We start from the raw sequence: 22,545 nt of genomic DNA, 5'->3' as shown, positions 1-22,545 counted from the left end.
CCGGACGGCCGTGGTACCGCCTCCCCGGAGGCACTCGCCGGTCTTGCCTGGGCTGGGGTCGACCGGCACGTCGTCGGCCGCCCGGCGAGGGATCCCGTGCGAACGTCCGCCGCGCCTCCGTCAGGAGGACGTGGGACTCTCCGACGAGGCGTTCCCCGATGGGGCGGCGTTCTTGCGGTACGCCTCGTCGAGCGCGGGCTCCAGGTAGATGAGCTGCGCCTCCGGGATCAGCGACCGGACCTTCGCCTCGGCGGCGTCGATGCCGCGCGCGACCTCCGCCGCCGTGTCGTCGTGGTAGACGGCGATCTTCGCGGCGATCAGCAGCTCCTCGGGGCCGACGTACTCGGTCCGCATGTGGATGACGTGGTCGACCTCGTCGACCGACTCCAGCGCCGCGACGATCCGCTTCTGCTGCTCGGGGTCGGCGCCCTCGCCGATCAGCAGGCTCTTGGTCTCGATCGAAAGGATCGTCGCGACCACGGCGAGCAGCACGCCGATCGCGACGGTGCCCACACCGTCCCAGACCCCGTCGCCGGTGGCCACGGCCATCGACACGCCGGCCAGCGCGAGGACGAGGCCGACGAGCGCGGCGAGGTCCTCCAGCAGGACGACGGGCAGCTCGGGCGCCTTGGCGCGGCGGATGAACGCCCACCACGACTTGTCGCCGCGCAGCGCGTTCGACTCCTTGATCGCCGTGCGGAACGAGAAGCCCTCCAGCCCGATCGCGATGATCAGGACGGCGAACGCCCACGCCGGCGACTTCACCTCCTCGGGGTGGGACACCTTGTGGTACCCCTCGTACAGCGAGAACGCCGAGCCGACGGTGAACAGGACGACCGCCACGAGGAACGCGTAGAAGTAGCGTTCCCGTCCGTAGCCGAACGGATGCTTGGGGGTCCGGTCGCGCTCGGACCGCTTGCGGCCGAGCAGCAGCAGTGCCTGGTTCCCCGAGTCGGCGACCGAGTGGATCGACTCGGCGAGCATCGACGACGAACCCGTGAACACGAACGCGACGAACTTCGACGCGGCGATCCCGAGGTTGGCGGCCAGCGCGGCGATGATGGCCTTCGTTCCACCCTCAGCACTCATCTACGCAATCCTCGCTTTGAGCTCTTGAATGGCGGGCACCGGTGTGGGGTCGACGCCCAGGGCGATGGCCAAGTAAACCGTGACATAGTCCCCGAGCGCGATCAGCGACGCGATCCGCTCCAGCGGATGGGCGCCCTCGGCGCCCAGCTCGGTGACCGCGACGCCCCGGTCGCGCGCCATCGCGACCGACGCCTCGCGCCGCTTGCGCACCTGCGGATGCTCGTCGATGTCGCTCAGCATGACCAGGTGCAGGCCGTGCTCGGGATCGTCGGAGCGGTCGCGGAAGAAGTCCTCGGGGTCGAGCGAGCCGGGCTCGGGCGAGGACGCGGTGCGGGCGAAGAAGCCGTCGAAGGCCATCACCTGGTTGTGGTCGGCCTCGGGGATCTCGCCGAAGACCGCCGGGTACTTCGCGTTCTCGTTGAGCTGGCAGGTCAGCCGGTGGGCGGCGGCGCCCGCGAGCGCGGAGGAGCCCCACACCAGCGGCACGTCGCCCGCGAGGTCGAGCGCGACCCGCTTGGCGGGGTTGACGAACGGCTCGCTCGCCGGGCGGCAGCGGTGCGCGACGTCCTCCAGCAGGGTCGCGGTGGACTCCAGCACCGCGTCGGGGAGGTCGGTGAGGCCGAGCGAGCGGGCCGCGAGCAGCAGCGGGACCGTCAGCCCCCACAGTGTGGAGCGCGGCTGCCCCACCGAGCGGACGGGGACGAACAGCGCGCGGGTCTGCTCGGCCAGGTCGGCGAGCGGCGAGCCGCCCGCGCCGACGAACAGCAGGCGGCAGCCGCGCCGGGCGGCCTCGGCGGCGAGCGCGAGGGTCTCCTCGGTCTCGCCCGAGCACGACACGGCGATGACGAGGTCGGCGGCGCCCACCCAGCCGGGCAGCCGGTAGCCGCGCACGGTCGTCATCGGGACGGGGCAGCCGATGCCGCACACGGCGGCCAGCACGTCCCCGGAGATGCCCGAGCCGCCCATGCCGGCGACGACGATCGCGCGGGGGCGCCCGTCCTCGGCGAGGCCGTCGACGCCCGCCTCCGCCGCCGCGCGGCGCGCCTCCCGCACCTGCGCGGCCGAGGAGGCCACCTGCCGCAGCATGCCGCCGGGGTCGGCGGCCTCGATCTTTTCGGCCTCCTCCAGTCGGCCGGGGTTCACGGTGCGGGCGTCCGCGCCTCGTCGACGAGGAGGACGGGGATGTCGTCGCGGACCGGGTAGGCGTAGCCGCACGAGCCGGTGCACACCAGCTCGGCCGCGTCCTCGTCGGCGCGCAGGCCGCCGCCGCAGTTCGGGCAGGCGAGGATCTCCAGCAGCCAGGAGTCGATCTTCATGCTCATGTGCGGCGTCACTTCTCCCTCACGATGGCCAGCACCTCGTCGCGGATGGCCGTCACGGCCCGGTCGTCGGCCGCCTCGGCGTTCAGCCGGAGCAGCGGTTCGGTGTTGGACGGCCGCAGGTTGAACCACCACCCCTGCGACTCGTCCGCGACGGTGAGGCCGTCGAGTTCGTCAATGGTAACTCCCGGTCGCGCGGCGAACGCGGCGCGCACGCGGCCGGTGGCGGCCGCCTGGTCGGCGACCTCGCTGTTGATCTCGCCGGACGCGGCGTAGCGCGTGTACTCGCCGAGCAGCTCCGACAGCGGGGCGTCCTGCCCGCCGAGCGCGGCGAGGACGTGCAGCGCCGCGAGCATCCCCGAGTCGGCGAACCAGAAGTCGCGGAAGTAGAAGTGCGCCGAGTGCTCGCCGCCGAACACCGCGCCGGTCTCGGCCATCGTCTGCTTGATGAAGGAGTGGCCGACGCGCGTCCGCACCGGGGTGCCGCCGCTCTCGGCGACGATCTCGGGCACGGCCTTCGAGGTGATCAGGTTGTGCACGATCGAGGAGCCGGGGTGCTTGGCCAGCTCCCGGGTCGCGACCAGCGCGGTGATCGCGGACGGGGAGACGATCTCGCCGCGCTCGTCCACCGCGAAGCAGCGGTCGGCGTCGCCGTCGAAGGCGAGCCCGAGGTCGGCGCCGACCTCGCGGACCTTCGCCTGGAGGTCGCGGAGGTTCGCGGGCTCGATCGGGTTGGCCTCGTGGTTGGGGAAGGTGCCGTCCAGCTCGAAGTAGAGCGGCACGAGGTCGATCGGCAGGCCCGCGAACACCGACGGGACGGTGTGGCCGCCCATGCCGTTGCCCGCGTCCACGACCACCTTGAGCGGGCGGATCCCCGACAGGTCGACGAGGGTCTTGAGGTGGTCGGCGTAGCCCTGGAGGAGGTCGCGGCGCGTCACCGTCCCGGCGGGGCCGTCGTGGGCGGGCACGCCCTTCTCCACCAGTTCGCGGATCTCGGTGAGGCCGGTGTCGCGGCCGACCGGGCGCGCGCCGGAGCGGCACAGCTTCAGCCCGTTGTACTTCGCCGGGTTGTGGCTCGCGGTGAACATCGCGCCGGGCAGTTCGAGGCTGCCGCTGGCGTAGTAGAGGAGGTCGGTGGAGCCGAGCCCGGCCTCGACCACGTCCGCGCCCTGGGACGTCGCGCCGCGCGCGAACGCCTCGGCGAGCGGCACCGAGGAGGCCCGCATGTCGTGGGCGGTGACGACGGAGTCCGCCCCCGTCACGCGGACGAAGGCCGCGCCGATCGCCTCGGCGGTCTCGGCGTCCAGTTCGTCGGGTACGACGCCCCGGATGTCATACGCCTTGAAGATCTTGGCGAGGTCGCCCACTCCTGCTCCCTGTCCGAGTGTTGTCGCGAGGGGGATTTTCCCGAGCCTACCGGGAAAGGCGGGCGTCACCCGCCCCGCCTCCGGCTTGGGGGTTCACTCCTGCGGCTGCGTGCCCGCGGGCTCGGAGCGCAGCACCCGCAGGTGCCCGCGGCGGCCGACCTCGGTGCCCTGGCCGACGGGCTCCTGCCCGGGGCCCGGCGCGGGCCGCGCGGCCTCGCGGACGGCGTCGGCGAGGGCCTCCAGGTCGTCGGCGCTGGGCTCGCTCTCCTCCTCGACGGGGAGGCGCACCAGCTCCCACCCCATCGGGGCGGTGAGCCGCTCGGAATGCTCCGCGCACAGGTCGTAGCAGTGGGGCTCGGCGTACGTGGCGAGCGGCCCCAGGACCGCGGTGGAGTCACGGTAGACGTACGTGAGCGTGAAGACTGCTGGCGCCTTGCAGGCGGTGCGGGAGCAAGTGCGGACGGGGCTCACGATGGCCGACGGTACCTCCCCTCCGGCGCGTCCGCCACCACCCCGCCGCACGTGTCGCCGTTACCGGTCGATTTCCGGGGTAACAACTACATACCGTGAGCCCGCCGGGCCTCACCGTGCCGACCGGGGCGCCCGCCGGTCAGCGCGCGGTGCCGAGCCAGCGGGCCATCGCGGCGCCCCGGGTGCGGACGCCGAGCTTCGCGAAGATGCGGTTCACGTGGTTCTTGACCGTGTACTCGGACACGACGAGCCGCGCGGCGATCTCGCCGTTGGAGTGGCCCTGGGCGATCAGGTCCATCACCTCCGCCTCGCGCGGCGACAGCCCGCACGCGTCGGCGGGCGGAGCGGCGGGCAGGACGGCGGGCAGGGCGACAGGCGGAGCGGTGGGCGCGGGCGGGGTAGGCGGCGGGGCGGGCTGCGGCGGGGCCTCGCCGCGGCGCAGCGCCTCGACCACGGCCCGGGAGGCCGGGGGCGACAGGGGGCAGGCGCGGCCCGCGACGGTGTCGTGGACGGCGGTGAGCAGCTCGTCCACGTCGAACGCGCCGTGCACCAGGTAGCCGGCCGCGCCGTTGCGGATGGCCTGGCCGATCACGTCGGAGTCGGTGTCGTAGGACAGCATGAGCACCTTCGCCAGGGCGCTGAGCGGCCCGGCGGCGGTGACGCCGTCCACGCCGGGCATCCGCACGTCCAGCAGCACGATGTCGGGGCGCAGCCGCTCGGCCTGCTCCAGCGCGTGCGCGCCGTCGACGGCCTGGCCGACCACGTCGACGTCCCCGGCCTCCAGGAGCGTCGCGAGGCCCGCGCGGACCACCGGGTTGTCATCGACCACCAGCGCCCGCACGCGCGTTCCCACCGGGGCGCTCACGATGCGCGCCGCTCGGTGCCCGAGACGTCTGGCGCGTCGCTCCAGTGGCCCGCTCCGGGGACGTGCGGGACGACGATCGTGACGGTCGTGCCGCCGCCGGGGTCGGAGCGCAGGGCGAGCCGCCCGCCGATCCTGCGGGCCCGCTCCGCCATGCCGACCAGCCCGTAGTGGCCCTCGCGGGCGAGCAGGTCGAGCCGTCCTCCGGCGGGCGGGGCGAACCCGGCGCCGTCGTCGCGGACGGTCAGGTGCAGCGCGTCGGCGGACGAGAGCAGCCGGATGTCCACCTGGCCCGCGCGGGCGTGGCGTTCCACGTTGGTCAGCGCCTCCTTCAGCACGGAGATGATCTCGTAGCGGACCGCGACCGGGATGTCGTCGGCGAACCAGCCCTGCGTCTCGACGCTGGACGGGACGGCGCTCGCGTGGCTCCACCCGGCGGCGACGTGCAGGACGGCGGAGGGCAGCGGCATCCCGTAGGCGTCCTCGCGCAGGTCGGCGATCAGCCCGCGGGCCTCGCGGGCGGCGACCTGGAGCGCGGCGAGGATGTCCTGGGCGTCGCGTTCGGCCCGGTCGGGGCTGTTGCGGATCCAGTGCGGCAGGGTCGCCACCGACATCGTGAGGCCCTGGAGCGTCTTGGCGAGCGAGTCGTGCATCTCGCGGGCGAGCCGGGTGCGCTCGTCGGCCGCGGCGACGGCGGCCTCGGCGCGGCGGCGGACGGCCTCGGACTCGGCGTACTGGTCGAACAGCGTCCGCAGCGCGACCCCGGCGCAGGCGGCGAGCGGGTAGAAGACGGGCAGCGCGATGAGCAGGCCCGGGGAGTGCCGGTCGGCGGGCGCGGCGGCGGCCATCGCGACGAACGACAGCGCGATCTGCGTGACGCAGACCAGCAGCACCGGGCCCCAGGTGTAAAGGACACCCGCGATCGCGGCCGTCATCACCGTGAACAGGAAGAACGGCCCGAACACGCCGCCCTCGGCGAGGACGGCGAACACCAGCAGCGCGTCCAGGCAGCACAGCGGCGGCATCCGCTGGACGGCGGGCAGCACCCGGCGCCACGCCGCACTGGCGATCACGGTCTCCGCGCCCAGCACCACCAGCCCGAGGCCGAGGCGGGGGCCGGGGTCGTCGGCGAGCAGCACGACCGCCATCGCGAGCAGCAGGCCGCGCAGCAGGAGGAGCAGGCGGAACGTCACCGCGAGGCGGGTCCGCACCGACCGCTCGTCCGGCCGCGCGAGCGTGATCAGTCCGGACATCGCGGGTGGTCGCAGACGCGGAGCTGGTCCGTGCGCAGGAAGAGCCGCATCACCGTTCCCGGGTTGTCGATCTTGTAGGTGCCGCCGTCGGTGACGGCCGCGACCCGGCGCAGCGCCGGGTCGGCGCCCGCGCCGAAGCCGAGGACCACGACGCTCACCGGCCGCCGCTCGTCGAAGGCGCCGCGCAGGCGTCGCACCGTCCGCTCGACCTCCTTCCGTTCCTCGCCGCGTGGGCCTCCAGCGGTGAGAACGAGCACGACGTTGAGTTCGTTGCTTCGGTAGTTGCGCTCCACTTCGGAATAGGCCGAGTCGATGGCGTCGAACAGGCCGGGTCGCCGACCGGAACGCGGGCGAACGCCCGCGATGGCCTCCTGGAGTCGGAGGCGCTGGTTGAGCGCGTCCGGCGTGCGGGCGCCCAGCTCCCGCATGGGCAGCACCTCGCGGTACGGGGCGGCCCTGGTGGAGCCGGAGAGCGTCCACAGCCCGAAGGACGAGTCGTCCGGGACGAGGGTGAAGCCGGTGGACAGCGCCTTCCGCATCGCGTCGAGCCGCGTCCCCTCGGACCGTCCCCGCTTGCGGCCGCCGCTCGGCGGCATGGGCGCGGTCGCCATCCCGGACGGGTCGACCAGGGCGAGGACGTTGAGCCCCTGACCGAGTTTGCGCCAGATCTCCTGGATCTCGGCCGCCGCGCCCGGACGCGCCACCGGCAGCGCGCGGGGCGCGTCGCGGCTCGTCCGCGTGCCGCCGATCGGTTCGGTGGCCGCCATGGGCGCGGCGTTGGCGGAGCCGCTCGCGGGCCCGGAGCCGCGCAGCCCGACCTGCCGCAGGTCCGCCACGGATGTCGCGGTGCGCAGCTCGGCGAGGAACCGCTCCGCGACGCGCTTGCGCCCCGCGTCGGCGGTGGTGACGACGAAGGGGAAGTCCAGGTAGGGCGTCCCCGCCGAGGGGTAGATGGTCGCGACGCGCCGCCCCGCGTCCTTGGCGGACCGGTTGTGCCGCCAGACGACCTGCTCGGAGACCGCGACGACCGAGGTGTCGCCGTCGTCGAACACCGCGTCCACGCCCTTGCCGTGGGGGAGGGTCTTGGCCGTCCTCAGCATGGTGGTGAACCGGTCCAGGGCGCCCCGGCCCGCGCCCGAGGACGCCTGGAGGGCGAGCAGCGCGGCCATGCCCGTGCCCGTCCGCGCGGGGTCGGGCAACTGGAGCCGGAACGCGGCGTCGGCGGACATCCCGCCCCCCTCCGGCAGGAACGCGCCCCACGAGCGGCGCTCCAGCTCCCGGTGGTGCCGGTTCGCCGGGACGTTGGGCATCGCGAACACGACCGGGGAGGACGCCACGGACGGGGCCCCTCCCGCGCGCACCCGCCCGACGAGGTCGGGCCACAGCGAGGAGTCGGGGATCCACACGTCCGGCGTGCCGCGCCCGTCGCGGAAGACCCCGGCGATCTCCCCGGAGTCGGCGGCGGCGACCTTCACCGCCGCGCAGTCCCCGGCCTCCCGGCGGGCGGCGTTGAAGCGGTCGGCGGCCGCGAGCGCGGCGGGCGCGAGGGCCGGGTCGGCCGTGACCGAGAGCCACTGGCCGGGGCCGTCGCAGCCGGTGCCGCGCATCGCCAGCGCCCAGCCCCCGCCGCCGAGCACCAGCCCGGTGATCAGGGCGACGGCGGCGGCGACCGTGAGCCGGTCCCGGCTGCGCCGGGTGCGCGCCTGGGAGTCGGAGGACGGTGGAAGCACGGGTAGTCGGCCCTTCATGCACCCTCGGCCGCGCGGGCCCGGAGGCGACCGCGCCACGCCACTGTAACCACTCTTTTAACTACACAACCACATAAAGGCGTCCTTTTATGGGGGAGTTCCGGACCGGGATTTACGGGCCCGCGAACCTGTCCGTGACCGGAAGGGGCAGCCCGCGTCCGGCGGGGTAGTCTGGACGTGTGCGATCCCGTGTGTCAGGCGTGCGGCGCCGCGATCGGCACGGTCGCGGCCTCCGGGGCCCCCTCACGCCCCCGCAGGCCCCCGTCTCGCGCTCCCGCGCGGAGCGGTTCGAGGACGTCGTCGCCGACGAGGTGCGGCGCCTCGGCAGGCGCTGGGGCCGTGAGCTGGCCCGCGTCGAGTTCACGGTCGAGGAGGTCCCCGAGGTCGAGCCCTGGTTCGACGGGCCGGTGCCGCTCGGCCAGACCCTCGCCGGCCGGGGCCGCCCAGGCCGGGGCGGCGCGCCCGTCCGCATCGTCGTCTACCGGCGCCCGGTGGAGGCCCGCGCGAGCGGTGAGCAGGAGCTCGGACGGCTGGTCCGCGACCTGCTCGTCGAGGAGATCGCCGACCTGCTGGGGCTGTCCCCCGAATCCGTGGACCCGAGCTACGACTCCCCCGACGACTGACCCCGGCTGAAGACCCCGGCTAGGGGATCAGCGCGCCCTGGGTGTCGGCCGCCCTCGGCAGCCACCGCGTGGTGGACGCCGGGACCACCGGCAGCACCGTGAACAGGAACTCCTCGCCCTTGCCCGTGGACATCATCCGCGCGGCGTAGACCGGCGCCGAGCCCGGCTTGATCGTGATCAGTGCCCCGAAGCCGCCGTCGCCGCCGGGCGGGGGCGCGAGCGTCGTCTCGACCGTCCGCCCGGCGGAAATCCCGATCTCCCGCGACGGCCCCGGCCCCTGCCCGCCGACGGTCGTGACCTGGACGGACGCGGCGCCCGACGGCGCCGTCAGCGTCAGCACCGAGTCGAAGCGGTTGTCGGCGACGACGCCCGTGGTCAGCCGGTCCGGGCCGTCGGGCGTGCCGAGCGGCGCGGTCGCGGCGCCGTAGCCGACGTCGCCGCCGCGCGTCGCCGCGAACCCCGCGATGACCGGGCGGTCGGCGACCACCCGCACGGCCGCCGGCCTGCCGGACAGCCCGAGGTCGACGGGCGTCACGGTGCCGGCGGGGGCCTCGACGACGTCCTGGCCGCGCGGCGTGAACTCGCCGTCGGGGGTGACCACGCGGACCCTGACCCGCGCGTCGGCGTCGCCGGGCACCGCGACCACCAGCCGCCGCTCCCCCGACCCGCCCGGCACCCCCGGGACGACCTGCGCGGCGGACGGCGCGGGCGACGGCGGCACCCACTCGATGCCCTTCTTCTCGCCGATCCGGGCGCGCAGCGACGCGGCGACCCGCCCGCCGGTGGTGTGGACGTGCAGTGCCAGGTCGTGCGCGGTCTTGACGATGTCGCCGAGCCCCTCGGGCGACCCGCCGATCGGCACGACCGCGGTCGTGTAGGGGGCGATGGAGGTGGCGCGGCCGTCGGTGGTGTCCAGCGGGCCCGCCTCCGACAGCGCCCTGAGGTCGACCGACGCGGGCTGGGAGTCGACGTTGGTCAGGTAGAGGTCGAGCGCGTCGGCGTCGGCGGGCCCCGGGCCGAGGAACCACAGGTCGGTGCCGGGCGCGGCGCAGCGCGTTCCGGCGAGGCCGCGGTCGGGCCCGCCGCCCCAGTGCGTGGTCTGCTCGGCCTCCAGCCCCGCCGCGATGCCGCCGCTCGCCCGGACGGTGTAGGAGTCCTCGCCGTCGCCGGTGTCCTTCGTCCAGCTCTGGCCCGCCGCCGTCAGCGACGCGAGCGGAGCGCCGCCGCGCGTCGGGGAGGTGTCGATCCGCCCGCCGGAGGGGCCGCCCTTCGCCGACTGGACGCTCAGCCGCCCGCCCTCGTGCCCCGGGCAGACCGCGACGGCCGAGGTGATCGGCGCGCGGACGCCCCCCGCGTCCGCGCCGCCCGCCGAGGGGCGCGACAGCGCCGCGGCGCCGTACAGGGCCGCGACCGCGACGAGGACGAGCGCGGCCGTGGCGTAGCGGAACCTGAGGACGCGGAGCATGGTTCTCACGGGCTGCGCTCCTCGGCCAGGGCGTCGCCGTCGTCGGCGCTCTCGCGCGGCTCGGGCAGGGTCAGCGTCTCGGGCGCCTTCGGCGCGGGAGGCGGGGACGCGCGGCGGCCGCGTCCGGGGCGGCGGCCGCGGCGGGCGCGGCGGTCACGGGCGCGTTCACCGGACGGCAGGAGCGTGCCAGGTTGCGCGCCCGGCAGCGCCAGCACGGCGACGAGGAGCACCGCGGCGCCCTGGACGGCGACCCACGTGTGCCGCAGCGTCATCCCGCGCGTCAACGCGAAGTCGCCCCCGGCGGCGGGGACGTCGTAGCCCTGGGCCCAGCCGTCCACGGTCCTCGGCTTGAGCTCGCGGCCGTCGAGCGTGGCGTGCCAGCCGCCGTCCGCCGGTTCGGCCAGCAGCAGCGTGCGGCTCCCGCCGCCGGGCGGGACGCGGACGCGCGCGTCGGTCCGGCCCGCCGGGAGCGGCGTGGTGGACGCGCCGTCCAGCAGCATGAGGCGCGCGGTGTTCGCCTGGAGCCGCCACACCCCGAACGTGCCGGTCCGGCTGAGGCGGGAGAGCTCGGGCGCCGCGTCCAGGATCTTGGTGACCTGGTCGGACGCGGGGTGCGGCACCAGCACGTACTGGATGCCCATCCGGGTCAGCGCGGGCCCTTCGTCGCCCTCGCGGCCCCCGGCGAGCCCGGAGACCAGATCGTCCAGCCGCCGCTCGGCCGCGCCCCCGGTGGGCGTCTCGGCCTCCCCGAGCATGGGCCGCGCGCCGCGCAGGACGGTGTAGGACACGCGCCCCGAGCCGTCGCCGCGCAGGACCAGCGTGCGCGGCCCGCCCGGAGCCCGCACGAACGCCGGTACGACGTCCGGATCGGTCCGGCCGAGGGGGTCGCCCGCGCCGCCGGTGATCCACAGCGCCGCGGCCAGCACGGGCGCGGTCAGCGCGGCGGTCGCCACGACCGCGCCGCCCGCCTGGTAGATCAGGTGGGTGCCCGCGAGCGCCTCGGTGGCGCGCTGGACGGCGGCGGTCGCGGCCAGCAGCACCCCGGCGCCCGCGAAGACCAGCGCGACGCCCGGCCAGGCGGGCCCGGCGTCGGTGCCCTTGGTGACGGTGCCGGCGCTCGTCACGATCGCGACGAGCAGCCCGAACAGGGCCAGCAGCCATCCCGCGAGGACGGCGCTGCGCCGCGCCCGCAGCGGCAGCGCGCACACCGCGACCGCCAGCAGCCCGGCCAGCGCCCACCGCGCGGACGTGCCGGGCCCGCCGGGACTCAGCGCGAGCAGGTCGCCCGCCCCGGCGGGGGCGCCGGGCCGGTGCAGGCCCGCCTCCAGCAGGAACCGGGACGGATGCAGCAGCAGGCCGACCGTCCACGGGCCGAGCAGCAGCGGCGGGACGCCGAGCGCGATGGCGAGGTTGCGGCGGCCGACCCGGCCGGGCCGGTCGAACAGCGCCCACAGCAGGCCGCCGCCCGCGAGCGCCAGCGGCCACACCAGCGGGACGAACGCCGTCGCGACCGCGAGCAGCAGCGCGACCGCCCACGCGGCGCGGCCCGCGCGCTTGCGGCGCGTCCGGGGGTCGGGGGCGGGCCGCGGCAGCCCGTACATCCGCGCGACCCGCACGGCGATCAGCGGCAGCAGCACGAGCACGACGGCGGTGCCGAGCCGCCCGCCCGCGACGGCGCCGGTCGCGGCGGGCAGCAGCGCGTACACGGCGGCGAACCACACCCGGACGGCCGAGACGGGGATCCGGCGGCGGTTCGCCCGCGCGCGCCGTCCGGTGACGGGCGGCGCCGAGATCAGCACGCGGGACGCGCGGTAGGCGGTCAGCCCGGCGAGCGGCACGCTGCCGAGCAGCAGCAGCGACACGGCCAGCCACGGCTTGCCGAACAGCACCGTCGAGAGCACCGCGAGGACGCCCACGTACGGCGGGCTCCCCGCGTCACCGCCGAGGCCGGTGGGGTGCCAGCCGGAGATGTACTGCGTCCACAGGTCGCTCGCGCCGCCCCACGCCGGGACGAGCGCGCCGCCGCCGAGCCGCGCGCCCGCCGTGAGCAGCGAGCGCTCGGCCGCGACCGTGACGGCGGTGAGCGCGAGGACGAGCGCCACCCCCGGCCGGGCGACGAGCCGCCGGAGCAGGCCGGGTTCGTCGGGCGCGAGGTCGTCGTCACGTTCCTCCCGGCCGCGTTCGTGCGCCGCGAGGAACTCCGACACGGCCTCGACCGCGCGGCGCGCCACGACCCAGCGCGGCTGGAACCGGCGGACGCTGCGGTACACGCGTTTGCGCCCCTCGGCCCGCGCGGCGCGGGCCCGTCGCAGCCGTCCGGGGGCGCGCAGCACGTCGGCGAGCGCGCCGAGCTCCTGGCGCGCCGCGTCCGGCCGCTTGGTCACCAGCAGCGCGAGCGCGTGCAGCAGCGACGCCCACACGTTGCGGACCAGGCCCCGCGCCATCGGGCCGAACGGCCGGTTCGCCAGCAGCGTGTGCATCGCGTTGCGGCGGTCGAGGCGGGCCGGCGCCGTGGCCGTCATGCCGACCTCGCGGACGCCGCGCCGGGACGCCTCCGCGTGGTAAACGACGGCGTCGGTGGCGACGACGACGCGGTGCCCCGCCGCGTGGACGCGCCAGCAGAAGTCGACGTCGTCGCGGAACATGCCGTAGTCGAGGTCGAACCCGCCGAGCCGGTTCCACACGTCGCGGCGCACGAGCATCCCGGCGCTGCCGACCGCGAGGACGTCCCGGACGCCGTCGTGCTGGCCCTGGTCGAACTCGTGCCCGTCGATGCCGGTGGCGCGGCGTCCGGCGGCGTCCATCGCGACGCCGACCTCGCGCAGGACGCGCCGGTCGTGGAAGTCGCGGACCTTCGGCCCGAGCACCGCGATGCCGGGATCGGAGTCGGCCGTCCGCAGCAGGCGCGCGAGGGCGTCGTGCGCGGGCGCGGAGTCGTCGTGCAGCAGCCACACCCACTCGGTGCGGGGCGAGCCGGGTTCGTCGTCGGGGACGGGCGCGGACGCGGCGTCCTGGCGCAGCGCCTCGGCGACCGCCTCGCCGTAGCCGGTGGTGCGGGGCAGGGCGAGGACCCGGCCCGCGCCGATCACCTCGGCGAGCACGGCGGGGCCGCGGTCGCGGCTCCCGGTGTCCACCGTGAGCAGGCGCTGCACCGGCCGCGCCTGGGTCAGCAGCGCCTTGAGCGTCTCGGGCAGCCAGCGCGCGCCGTCGTGGGCGACGAGGACCGCCGTGACGACGTGGCGATCGGGTGTGGGCGACAACGGTCCGCGCGATCTGTGGGACGACAATCAGCAGCCGTGCCGGCCCGGGGGCCGGCACGGCTGACAACTGTACGCGTGGTCGCGTGAGCACGCTCCGGATCCCCCGAGATCGGGAAAAAGCGGGCTCTCTTCCGGCCGGGTCCTCGCGCCGGGCGCACCGCTCCCCTTCGGTGCCACCGGCCCGCCACCCTGCCCGGACGCGCTCAGACGGCCTGGCGCTTCAGCTTCCGGCGTTCGCGTTCGGAGAGCCCTCCCCAAATCCCGAAGCGTTCATCGTGCTGCAGCGCGTACTCCAAGCACTCCGTTCGCACCTCGCATGCCCGGCACACCTTCTTGGCCTCGCGAGTGGAGCCGCCCTTCTCCGGAAAAAACGCCTCCGGGTCCGTCTGCGCGCACAGGGCGCGCTCCTGCCAGCCCAACTCTTCACCGTCTGTGCCGTGCGCCAGCGGTATGACTACCTCGCTCACAGCGCACCTCCCTGCCCGTGGAGCCCCCTGGTCAACGCCCTCCCCTGGCTTGTTCCCCCGAGAAGGCATTGAAACTACACCTACGAAATTACACGCGTGTAGTGCCCGCCCCGTCAAGCGCAACGAGTTTCCGGGGAGGCATAGCGGGTTATGTCCGGACGTGCTGGACGGCCTTTGGATGAAGATCAGTTAATCGAGGCGTCACTGCGGGGGCCGGTTGTCCCGGTACCAGTCGCCACCGTCCTGCTCACCCTGCTCGCCCGGTTGCGGCGGCATGCCCTGGGTGCCCTGCGGGCCCTGTTCCTGCCCGCCGGTGCCGCCGTAGGCGCGCGTCCACTCGCCCATCTCCTCCTGCTCGGCTCCCTGGGCGGGCTGCTGGCCGGGCTGGGCGGGCTGCTGACCGGCCTGGTAGCCGCCCTGGGCGCCGTACTGCTGGTAGTCCTGCCCCGGCTGGGCCTGCCCCGGCTGAGGCTGCTGACCGGGCTGCTGGCCGTACTGCTGCTGCTCGTACTGCTGCTGCCCGTATCCCTGCTGGCCGTAGCCCTGCTGCCCCTCGGCACCCTGCTGGTACTGCTGGTATTGCTGGTACTGCTGCTGGCCGTAGCCCTGCTGCCCGGCCTGCTGCCCGTACTGCTGGCCGGGCGGGCCCTGCTGGTAGCCGAAGTCGCCGCCGTAGCCCTGCGGCATCTGCGGCTGGCCCTGCGGGCGCGGCGGCTGCATTCCCTGGTAGATCGTGAACACGAGCCAGGCCCCGAGGCCGACGACCGCGAGCTTTCCGGCGCCGATGAGGAAATAGGAGAGCTTGGTCACCGCCTCGGCGATCTGGGAGTTGGCGAGCATCCCGGCGAGCCAGCAGATGACGCCGAACAGCGCGACGCCGCCGAGCACGCCGAGCCCGCCCATCGTGATGTTCCTGGCCTGCGGCGTCGGGGCGGGGCCCCAGGTCGCCAGCAGGACGGCGAGCACGACGAGGGCGACGACGGCGAACTGGGTGAAGACACCGCTGCCCGTCTCGTTCAGCGCGCGGTAGCTGAATTCACCGTCGCCGCCGAGGAGCAGGATGATGCCTGCCAGCAAATGCAGACCCGCCGCGGCGAGCAATACCCAGGCGGCCGGTTCGCGCAGGCGCTGGACGGCTTCCTTGTTCACGGGAACATCTCCAGATCGAGGCAATCGGATGACACGCAAAGCTTTGCACATGAGGCCCATCCACGTCTGCGTCCCCGGCGCGGCGCCGGACCCGGCGCGACCGCCGCTCCGGCGCCGGTTCCGGTCACCGGTGTCCAGGGCGGACGGCGGGGCGGCCTAGGCTGATCGCATGAAGATCGTGGCGCTGGCGGGCGGCATCGGCGGGGCCCGCTTCCTGCGGGGGCTGCGCGCGGCGGCCCCGGAGGCGGAGATCACCGTCATCGGCAACACCGGGGACGACATCTCCCTGTTCGGGCTGCGGGTCTGTCCCGACCTGGACACCGTGATGTACACCCTCGGCGGCGGCATCAACGAGGAGCAGGGCTGGGGACGCGCCGCCGAGACGTTCACGGTCAAGGAGGAGCTCGGCGCCTACGGGGTCGGGCCGTCCTGGTTCGGTCTCGGCGACCGCGACTTCGCGACCCACATCGTCCGGACGCAGATGCTCGCGGCCGGGTACACGCTGTCGGCGGTGACCGAGGCGCTGTGCGACCGGTGGCGGCCGGGCGTGCGGCTGATCCCGATGACCGACGACCAGGTCGAGACCCACGTGGTCGTGGACGACCCCGAGCGGGGCCGGCACGCGATCCACTTCCAGGAGTGGTGGGTGCGGATGGGCGCGTCCGCCCCGGCGGTGTCGATCGCCCCGGTCGGCGCGGACGAGGCGAAGCCCGCGCCGGGCGTGCTCGCCGCGATCGAGGAGGCGGACGTCGTGCTGTTCCCGCCGTCCAACCCGGTGGTGAGCGTCGGGACGATCCTCGCGATCCCCGGCATCAGGGACGCGGTCGCCGCGAAGACGGTCGTCGGCGTCTCCCCGATCATCGGCGGCGCGCCGGTGCGCGGCATGGCCGACGCCTGCCTGACCGCGATCGGCGTGGAGACCTCCGCGCAGGCGGTGGCCGAGCACTACGGGCTCGGCCTGCTGGACGGCTGGCTCGTCGACGACGCCGACTCCGGCGTGCGGGTCGAGGGCATCGAGGTGCGCCCGCGCCCGCTGCTGATGAGCGACGCGGACGCCACGGCCGCGATCGCGCGGGCCGCGCTCGACCTGGCCCTGGAGCTGAAGCGCGAGGAGGGCGCCCGATGAACCTGAACGTGTTCGGCGTCCCGGGGCTGCCCGAGGTGGCCGAGGGGGACGACATCGCGGCGCTGCTGCCCGCCGGAACGGTCGAGGACGGCGACGTGCTGGTGGTCACGTCCAAGATCGTGAGCAAGGCGGAGGGGCGGGTCCTGGTCGCGGCGGACCGGGAGAAGGCGATCGAGGCCGAGACCGTGCGGGTCGTCGCGCGGCGCACGCACGCGCGCGGCGAGACGCGGATCGTGGAGACCCGGCAGGGCCTGGTGCTGGCCGCCGCCGGGGTGGACGCGTCCAACACCGCGCCCGGCACGGTGCTGCTGCTGCCCGAGGACTCCGACGCCTCCGCCCGGCGGATCCGCTCACGAGTACGCGAACTGCACGGCGTGGACGTCGCCGTCATCGTGTCCGACACGTTCGGGCGGCCGTGGCGCAACGGGCTCACCGACGTCGCGATCGGTGTGGCGGGCCTGGAGCCGATCAGCGACCTGCGCGGCCGCGACGACACGCACGGCAACCGCCTGGACGCCACGATCACGGCCGTCGCCGACGAGATCGCGGCGGCGGGCGAGCTGGTCAAGGGCAAGCTGGACGGGGTGCCGATCGCCGTCGTCCGGGGCCTGTCCGCCCTGGTCACGGCCGAGGACGGGCCCGGCGCGCGGGTCCTGGTCCGCCCGCCCGGCGAGGACATGTTCCGCTACGGCTCGACCGAGGTGCTGCACGCCCGCCGGACGATCCGCGAGTTCACCGCCGACCCGGTCGACCCGGCGGCGGTGCGCCGCGCGGTCGCCGCCGCGATCACCGCGCCCGCGCCGCACCACACGACGCCGTGGCGGTTCGTCCTGCTGGAGTCGGCGGAGTCCCGCACCGCGCTGCTGGACGCGATGCGCGACGCCTGGGAGGCCGACCTGCGCCGCGACGGCTTCACCGAGGAGTCGGTCGCCAAGCGGCTGCGCCGCGGCGACGTGCTGCGCCGCGCCCCCTACCTGGTCGTCCCGTGCCTGGTCATGGACGGCTCGCACGACTACCCCGACGAGCGCCGCGCGCAGGCCGAACGCGAGATGTTCGTGGTCGCCGCCGGCGCCGCCGTGGAGAACCTGCTGGTCGCCCTGGCGGTGGAGGGCCTCGGCTCCTGCTGGGTGTCGAGCACGCTGTTCTGCCGCGACGTCGTCCGCGAGGCCCTGGACATTCCGGGCACGTGGGACCCGATGGGCGCCGTCGGCGTCGGCCACCCCGCCGCCCCGCCCCGCGAGCGCCCTCCCCGCTCCCCCGACACCTTCATCGAACTCCGCTGACCCGGGAATACCCCACACCCGCCAACGGCTGCACCAGCGGTAAGCCGCAGTTCGTAACCCCAGCCGTCAGCAACCTCAGACGTTGCGATCGCGTCCGAAGGCAGGTTCGAGCCTGCGAGAACCTGATCGCGAAGCGAGCCGCCAGGCGAGACGGAGCGATGCAGCGATCGCACGCATTGTCCGTTGCAGGAGGGAGCGCCGGCGACCGACGCCGAGGGCGATGCAAAAAAGTATGACACTTGGCATAGAGTGCCCGCATGGAGGCCATTGAGAACTCCGTGCGGCGGGCCCTGGCCCGCGCGCGTGACGGCAAGACGCTGGACCGATCCGAGGCCACGACGCTGCTCGGCGCCCGCGGGGCGCAGCTCGACGATCTGCTCGCCCATGCCGCCCGGACGCGGGACGCCGGGTTGGAGGCCGCCGGGCGGCCCGGCGTCATCACCTACAGCCGGAAGGTCTTCATCCCGCTGACCCGGCTCTGCCGCGACAGGTGCGGGTACTGCACGTTCGCGACCGTCCCGCACCGGCTCGACTCGCCGTACCTGAGCCCCGACGAGGTGCTGGAGATCGCGCGGCAGGGCGCGGCGATGGGGTGCAAGGAGGCGCTGTTCACGCTCGGGGACCGGCCCGAGGACCGGTGGCGGCCCGCCCGCGAGTGGCTGGACGCGCACGGCTACGACGACACGCTGTCCTATGTGCGGGCGATGGCGATCCGGGTGCTGGAGGAGACCGGGCTGCTGCCGCACCTGAACCCCGGCGTGCTGACCTGGCGGGACTTCCAGCGGCTCAAGCCGGTCGCGCCGTCCATGGGGATGATGCTGGAGACGACGGCGACGCGGCTGTTCAGCGAGCGCGGCGGGCCGCACTTCGGGTCGCCGGACAAGGACCCGGCCGTCCGGCTGCGGGTGCTGGAGGACGCGGGGCGGACGAACGTCCCCTTCACCACCGGCATCCTCATCGGCATCGGCGAGACCGTCGCGGAGCGCGCGGACGCGATCTTCGAGATCCGGCGGACGATGCGCGAGTACGGGGCGATCCAGGAGGTGATCGTCCAGAACTTCCGCGCGAAGCCCGACACGAAGATGCGCGACACCCCCGACGCCGAGTTGGAGGAGCTGGCCGCGACGATCGCGGTGACGCGGCTCGTGCTCGGGCCGAAGGCGCGGGTGCAGGCGCCGCCGAACCTGGTCGCCGACCAGTTCGCGCTGATGCTGCGGGCGGGGATCGACGACTGGGGCGGGGTGTCGCCGCTGACGCCCGACCATGTGAACCCGGAGCGGCCGTGGCCGCAGATCGAGGAGTTGGCCGAGCGGACCGCGCAGGCGGGGTTCGCGCTGCGGGAGCGGCTCACGATCTACCCCGAGTACGTCCGGCGCGGCGAGCCGTGGCTGGACCCGCGGCTGGCGGGCCACGTCGCGGCGCTCGCCGACCCGGCGACGGGCCTGGCCAGGCAGGACGCCGTCCTGGAGGGGCGTCCGTGGCAGGAGCCCGACGGCGGTTTCGAGGCGTCGGGACGCACCGACCTGCACACCTCCATCGACACCGCCGGCCGGACCGCCGACCGCCGCGACGACTTCGACGAGGTCTACGGCGACTGGGACGCGCTCAAGGACCGGATGGCGGCGCCGACCCGCTTCGACGCCGACGTGAAGGCCGCGCTGGCCGCCGCCGAACGCGACCCGGCCGGGCTGTCGGACGACGAGGCCCTCGCCCTGCTGCACGCCGAAGGCCCCGAACTCGACGCGCTGACGAAGCTGGCCGACGACCTGCGGCGCGAGGCGTCCGGCGACGAGGTCACCTACGTCGTCACGCGGAACATCAACTTCACCAACGTCTGCTACACCGGCTGCCGTTTCTGCGCGTTCGCGCAGCGCCGCACCGACGCGGACGCCTACACTCTGTCACTCCAGCAGGTGGGCGACCGGGTGGACGAGGCGTGGGACGCGGGGGCGACCGAGGTGTGCATGCAGGGCGGCATCCACCCCGACCTCCCCGGCACCGCCTACTTCGACCTCGCGCGGGAGGTGAAGCGCCGCGCGCCGGACATCCACCTGCACTCCTACAGTCCGATGGAGGTCGTGAACGGCGCGTCCCGCGCGGACATGTCGATCCGGGAGTGGCTCCAGGCCGCGCGAGAGGCGGGGGTCGACTCGCTGCCGGGGACCGCCGCCGAGATCCTCGACGACGACGTCCGCTGGGTGCTGACGAAGGGCAAGCTGCCCACCGACCAGTGGGTCGAGGTCGTCACGACCGCGCACGAGCTCGGGATGCCGACGACGTCCACGATGATGTACGGGCACGTGGACACCCCGGCGCACTGGGTCGCGCACATCAAGCTGCTGCGGTCGATCCAGGAGCGGACGGGCGGGTTCAGCGAGTTCGTGCTGCTGCCGTTCGTCCACCACAACTCCCCGATCTACCTCGCGGGGCTGGCCCGCCCGGGGCCGACGGCGCGGGAGAACGTCGCCGTGCACGCGCTGGCCCGGATCCTGCTGCACGGCGCGATCTCCAACATCCAGACGTCCTGGGTGAAGCTCGGCGACGAGCTGTGCGCGCGCGTCCTGCGCGGCGGGGTCAACGACCTCGGCGGGACGCTGATGGAGGAGACGATCAGCCGCATGGCGGGGTCGGAGAACGGCTCGTTCAAGGCCATCAGCGAGCTGGAGGAGATCGCGGCACGCGCGGGCCGTCCCGCCCGGCAGCGGACGACCCTCTACGGCGAGGTCCCGGCGGAGCGTATCGAGGCGGCGCGCCGCACCGACGGCATCGGCGCCTTCGGCCGGCTGCCCCTCACCCCCCTGCGCTAGGGACGCCCCGGACGAGGGTGGTCCGCCCCGCCGCCAGCTCGTCGGCGGAGCGGCGCAGCGCCTCCAGGACGGCGCGGACGGACGGTCGGACGTCCGCGCCGGTCCGCGTCCACAGCACCATGCGCCGCTCCACCGGCGCGTCGGCGATGTCGCGGACGACGATGCCCTCCTCCAGCTCCGCGAGCGCGAGGTCGGGCACCAGGCACGCCGCGCCGCCGCGCGCGATCATCGCGAAGATGACCAGCATGTCGTTGGACCGGTAGCGGACGTTCGGCCGGAACCCGCCGAGTTCCACGCACGTCCGCTCCATCACGTCGGCGTGGTTGGTGCCGATATGGCCGGTCGCCCACGGGATCTCCGCCAACTCGGCCATCCGCAGCGGCCCGGTGCCGCGCGCGAGCGGGTGCGCCGCGGGCAGCGCGAGCCGCATCTTCTCGATGACCAGCACCTCCGAGGTCAGCTCGGGACGGCGCGGCCGGGGCAGGTGCGAGTACTCGTCGGTAAGCACCACGTCGATCTCCTGGAGGACGAGCGCCTGGAGCACCCGGACGAACTCCTCCTCCATCACGTCCACGACCAGCTCGGGGTAGCGCTCGGCGAGCCCCGGCAGCGCGGGCGCGAGGACGTGTACCAGCGCCGTCGTGAACCCGACGACCCGCACGACGCCCGCGACGCGCCCGCTGGCGGCGAGCGCCGCCTCCTCCGCCCGGTGCGCGCCCGCGAGCAGCGTCTCGGCGTGCCCGGCGAGCACGTCGCCCGCCTCGGTGAGCCGCAGCCGCCGCCCGGCGCGCTCGACGAGGCTGACGCCCACGTCCTTCTGGAGCTGTGCGAGCTGCTGGGAGACCGCCGACGGGCTGTACCCGAGCGCCTCGGCGACCGCCCCGACGGTGCCGCGCAGCTTCAACTCCCGCAACACCCGCAACCTGGCCAAATCCAGCATAGTGAAGGGATTCTTACACAATCCATCCAGAAATGGTCGCTGGACCTGAACGTTGGACCGCGTCAAACTGAACATGCGACAGGAAAGGGACGGCGACCCCGATCCCCCCTGATCGCCCCGCGCGGGAACGTCCACGCCCCTGCTGAGGGGTCACACACGATCCCAAGGAACGAACATGTTGATCATGCTAGGTCTCATCGTCGCCGCGGCCGTCCTCGGCCCCCTCTTCGGATCCGACACCCGGGACGGGCTCGACTGGGCCCCCAACGCGTTCTGGCAGCGGCGCCGCGACACCTGCGCCAAGGACCTGCGGAAGAGCGAGCTCAGAAAGAGCGATAGTCCCGCACCGGCAGCCGGGGGCCACGCCTCGGCGGACGCCTGCCGGACGATTCCAGCAGCCGGGTGACCCGGTACCGGTGTCCGGCGTACGGCTCCAGCAGTTCGAGCATCCCGGCGTCGTCGACCTTGCGGCCGATCAGCGCCCAGCCCACGAGCCCGGGCACGTGGTAGTCGCCCACGGAGACGGCGTCGGGATCGCCGACCGCGCGCTGCCTGGTCTCGGCGGCCGTCCAGACCCCGACGCCCGGCAGCGTGCGCAGCCGGGCCTCGGCGGGGTCGGCCTCCAGGCGGGCCGCGACGCGCGCCGCGCCGATGATCGTGCGGGCGCGGACGGCCTCCAGGCCCGACCGGTGCCACTCCCACGACGGGATCCGGACCCAGACGGCGGGCGGCGGCGGAACCCGCATGCGCAGTTCGGCGGGCGCGCCGGGGGCGGGCTCGCCGAACCGGCGCAGCAGGTAGCCCCAGGCGCGGTACGCCTCCTCGCTGAGCACCTTCTGCTCCATCACGGCGGCCACGAGCGCCTCGAAGACGCGGTCCGTCCGGCCGATGCGCAGGCCGGGGCGCCGCGCCATCCGCTCCCGGACGATGTCGTGGTGCGCGCGCAGCCCCTCCGGCGCGTCACCCTCTCCGAGCAGGGCCGGGACGCCGTCGAGCAGCCATCCGGCGCCCGGCCCCCAGGCCGTGCAGTAGACGACCTCTCCGCTATGGAATAGGCGGATGGTTCCCGCGCCGTCCGGAGTGTGGGATGTTCTCCAGATCGCACCGTTCCGGTCGACCTGGAACGCCGGATCGCGCGGTCCACGCCGATGCGGCGCCAGGACGGCCGACAGGTCGAGCGGCCACGGCGGACGCCATTCCCGCCGCTGCGATCCGTGCTCGGGGAGCCGCCCAGCGGTCGGCTCCCCGGTTCGCACGCGGGCCGTACCGCCGGACACCGTACCGCCGGACACCGTACCGCCAGACACCGGGGGCGC

18 protein-coding genes are annotated in these 22,545 nt (G+C 74.6%); 4 read left to right on the top strand and 14 right to left on the bottom strand.

All coding sequences use genetic code 11. The features are described from left to right. Positions 1 to 120: 120 nt before the first annotated feature. From KLI87_RS21520 to KLI87_RS21485, 8 genes are all read right to left on the bottom strand, one after another. Complete coding sequence (locus tag KLI87_RS21520) at positions 121 to 1,089, bottom strand: cation diffusion facilitator family transporter (RefSeq protein ID WP_214618400.1); 969 nt, start codon at positions 1,087 to 1,089, stop codon at positions 121 to 123. Next, on the bottom strand, positions 1,090 to 2,232 hold the full coding sequence (locus tag KLI87_RS21515; RefSeq protein WP_308166107.1) for an SIS domain-containing protein: 1,143 nt from the start codon (positions 2,230 to 2,232) through the stop codon (positions 1,090 to 1,092). It abuts the gene before it with no gap. Beyond that, a complete protein-coding gene (locus KLI87_RS21510) occupies positions 2,229 to 2,411 on the bottom strand; it encodes a Trm112 family protein (RefSeq protein WP_156215708.1) in 183 nt (60 codons plus the stop codon). Before KLI87_RS21510 ends, KLI87_RS21515 begins: the two co-directional genes overlap by 4 nt. A gap of 8 nt (positions 2,412 to 2,419) precedes the next feature. Then, positions 2,420 to 3,775, bottom strand: a complete 1,356-nt coding sequence (locus KLI87_RS21505; protein WP_214618399.1) for a phosphomannomutase/phosphoglucomutase — start codon at positions 3,773 to 3,775, stop codon at positions 2,420 to 2,422. A 93-nt stretch (positions 3,776 to 3,868) separates the two neighbouring features. Beyond that, positions 3,869 to 4,246, bottom strand: a complete 378-nt coding sequence (locus KLI87_RS21500; RefSeq protein WP_214618398.1) for a DUF3499 domain-containing protein — start codon at positions 4,244 to 4,246, stop codon at positions 3,869 to 3,871. Between the two features lie 139 nt (positions 4,247 to 4,385). After that, positions 4,386 to 5,111 (bottom strand): response regulator transcription factor, encoded by a 726-nt coding sequence (locus tag KLI87_RS21495; RefSeq protein ID WP_308166106.1) that lies wholly within the window; start codon positions 5,109 to 5,111, stop codon positions 4,386 to 4,388. After that, positions 5,108 to 6,361 carry a sensor histidine kinase gene (locus tag KLI87_RS21490; protein WP_156215707.1) on the bottom strand — a complete coding sequence of 418 codons (1,254 nt, stop codon included), beginning with the start codon at positions 6,359 to 6,361 and terminating at the stop codon, positions 5,108 to 5,110. Before KLI87_RS21490 ends, KLI87_RS21495 begins: the two co-directional genes overlap by 4 nt. Next, entirely contained in the window at positions 6,349 to 8,091 is a 1,743-nt protein-coding gene (locus KLI87_RS21485; protein ID WP_214618397.1) for a substrate-binding and VWA domain-containing protein, read from the bottom strand. The genes KLI87_RS21490 and KLI87_RS21485 overlap by 13 nt, the downstream gene beginning before the upstream one ends. Positions 8,092 to 8,288: 197 nt before the next feature. On the opposite strand from KLI87_RS21485, the gene KLI87_RS21480 reads away from it, so the two are divergent. Then, positions 8,289 to 8,732: a metallopeptidase family protein gene (locus tag KLI87_RS21480; protein ID WP_308166105.1), complete on the top strand. Its 444-nt coding sequence runs from the start codon at positions 8,289 to 8,291 to the stop codon at positions 8,730 to 8,732. A 19-nt stretch (positions 8,733 to 8,751) separates the two neighbouring features. On the opposite strand, the gene KLI87_RS21475 is transcribed toward KLI87_RS21480, so the two are convergent. The 4 genes from KLI87_RS21475 to KLI87_RS21460 all read right to left on the bottom strand — a co-directional run bounded on the left by KLI87_RS21475 (position 8,752) and on the right by KLI87_RS21460 (position 15,073). After that, the gene (locus KLI87_RS21475) at positions 8,752 to 10,197 is read right to left on the bottom strand and encodes a DUF5719 family protein (RefSeq protein WP_250904141.1); all 1,446 of its coding nucleotides are present in this window, start codon (positions 10,195 to 10,197) and stop codon (positions 8,752 to 8,754) included. Between the two features lie 5 nt (positions 10,198 to 10,202). Continuing rightward, the gene (locus KLI87_RS21470; protein WP_214618395.1) at positions 10,203 to 13,457 is read right to left on the bottom strand and encodes a glycosyltransferase; all 3,255 of its coding nucleotides are present in this window, start codon (positions 13,455 to 13,457) and stop codon (positions 10,203 to 10,205) included. A gap of 203 nt (positions 13,458 to 13,660) precedes the next feature. Then, complete coding sequence (locus KLI87_RS21465; RefSeq protein WP_021594342.1) at positions 13,661 to 13,924, bottom strand: WhiB family transcriptional regulator; 264 nt, start codon at positions 13,922 to 13,924, stop codon at positions 13,661 to 13,663. Between the two features lie 201 nt (positions 13,925 to 14,125). Then, the gene (locus KLI87_RS21460; protein ID WP_214618394.1) at positions 14,126 to 15,073 is read right to left on the bottom strand and encodes a hypothetical protein; all 948 of its coding nucleotides are present in this window, start codon (positions 15,071 to 15,073) and stop codon (positions 14,126 to 14,128) included. A 169-nt stretch (positions 15,074 to 15,242) separates the two neighbouring features. Between KLI87_RS21460 and cofD the strand changes: the two genes are divergently transcribed. The 3 genes from cofD to KLI87_RS21445 all read left to right on the top strand — a co-directional run bounded on the left by cofD (position 15,243) and on the right by KLI87_RS21445 (position 20,289). Beyond that, positions 15,243 to 16,199: a 2-phospho-L-lactate transferase gene (gene cofD / locus KLI87_RS21455; protein WP_214618393.1), complete on the top strand. Its 957-nt coding sequence runs from the start codon at positions 15,243 to 15,245 to the stop codon at positions 16,197 to 16,199. Then, positions 16,196 to 17,482 (top strand): coenzyme F420-0:L-glutamate ligase, encoded by a 1,287-nt coding sequence (locus KLI87_RS21450; RefSeq protein WP_214618392.1) that lies wholly within the window; start codon positions 16,196 to 16,198, stop codon positions 17,480 to 17,482. Before cofD ends, KLI87_RS21450 begins: the two co-directional genes overlap by 4 nt. A 257-nt stretch (positions 17,483 to 17,739) precedes the next feature. Next, complete coding sequence (locus KLI87_RS21445) at positions 17,740 to 20,289, top strand: bifunctional FO biosynthesis protein CofGH (protein WP_156215700.1); 2,550 nt, start codon at positions 17,740 to 17,742, stop codon at positions 20,287 to 20,289. On the opposite strand, the gene KLI87_RS21440 is transcribed toward KLI87_RS21445, so the two are convergent. Both KLI87_RS21440 and KLI87_RS21435 read right to left on the bottom strand, forming a co-directional pair. Beyond that, complete coding sequence (locus KLI87_RS21440; protein WP_156215699.1) at positions 20,273 to 21,229, bottom strand: LysR family transcriptional regulator; 957 nt, start codon at positions 21,227 to 21,229, stop codon at positions 20,273 to 20,275. The genes KLI87_RS21445 and KLI87_RS21440 overlap by 17 nt on opposite strands. Positions 21,230 to 21,552: 323 nt before the next feature. Beyond that, entirely contained in the window at positions 21,553 to 22,506 is a 954-nt protein-coding gene (locus tag KLI87_RS21435; RefSeq protein WP_308166104.1) for a DNA-3-methyladenine glycosylase 2 family protein, read from the bottom strand. Positions 22,507 to 22,545: the final 39 nt, after the last annotated feature.

Origin of the sequence: Actinomadura sp. NEAU-AAG7, assembly GCF_018603865.1 — a bacterium.
Classification (GTDB): domain Bacteria; phylum Actinomycetota; class Actinomycetes; order Streptosporangiales; family Streptosporangiaceae; genus Spirillospora; species Spirillospora litoris.
The sequence above is the reverse complement of the archived record's forward strand: the minus strand, read 5'-3'. Positions and strand labels throughout refer to the sequence as shown.

Bases quoted from the DNA above. Each gene is read 5' to 3' on its own strand.
- KLI87_RS21445 (WP_156215700.1), top strand. From the start codon at position 17,740: ATGGAGGCCATTGAGAACTCCGTGCGGCGGGCCCTGGCCCGCGCGCGT.
- cofD (WP_214618393.1), top strand. From the start codon at position 15,243: ATGAAGATCGTGGCGCTGGCGGGCGGCATCGGCGGGGCCCGCTTCCTG.
- KLI87_RS21440 (WP_156215699.1), bottom strand. From the start codon at position 21,229: ATGCTGGATTTGGCCAGGTTGCGGGTGTTGCGGGAGTTGAAGCTGCGC.
- KLI87_RS21450 (WP_214618392.1), top strand. From the start codon at position 16,196: ATGAACCTGAACGTGTTCGGCGTCCCGGGGCTGCCCGAGGTGGCCGAG.
- KLI87_RS21510 (WP_156215708.1), bottom strand. From the start codon at position 2,411: ATGAGCATGAAGATCGACTCCTGGCTGCTGGAGATCCTCGCCTGCCCG.
- KLI87_RS21475 (WP_250904141.1), bottom strand. From the start codon at position 10,197: ATGCTCCGCGTCCTCAGGTTCCGCTACGCCACGGCCGCGCTCGTCCTC.
- KLI87_RS21490 (WP_156215707.1), bottom strand. From the start codon at position 6,361: ATGTCCGGACTGATCACGCTCGCGCGGCCGGACGAGCGGTCGGTGCGG.
- KLI87_RS21520 (WP_214618400.1), bottom strand. From the start codon at position 1,089: ATGAGTGCTGAGGGTGGAACGAAGGCCATCATCGCCGCGCTGGCCGCC.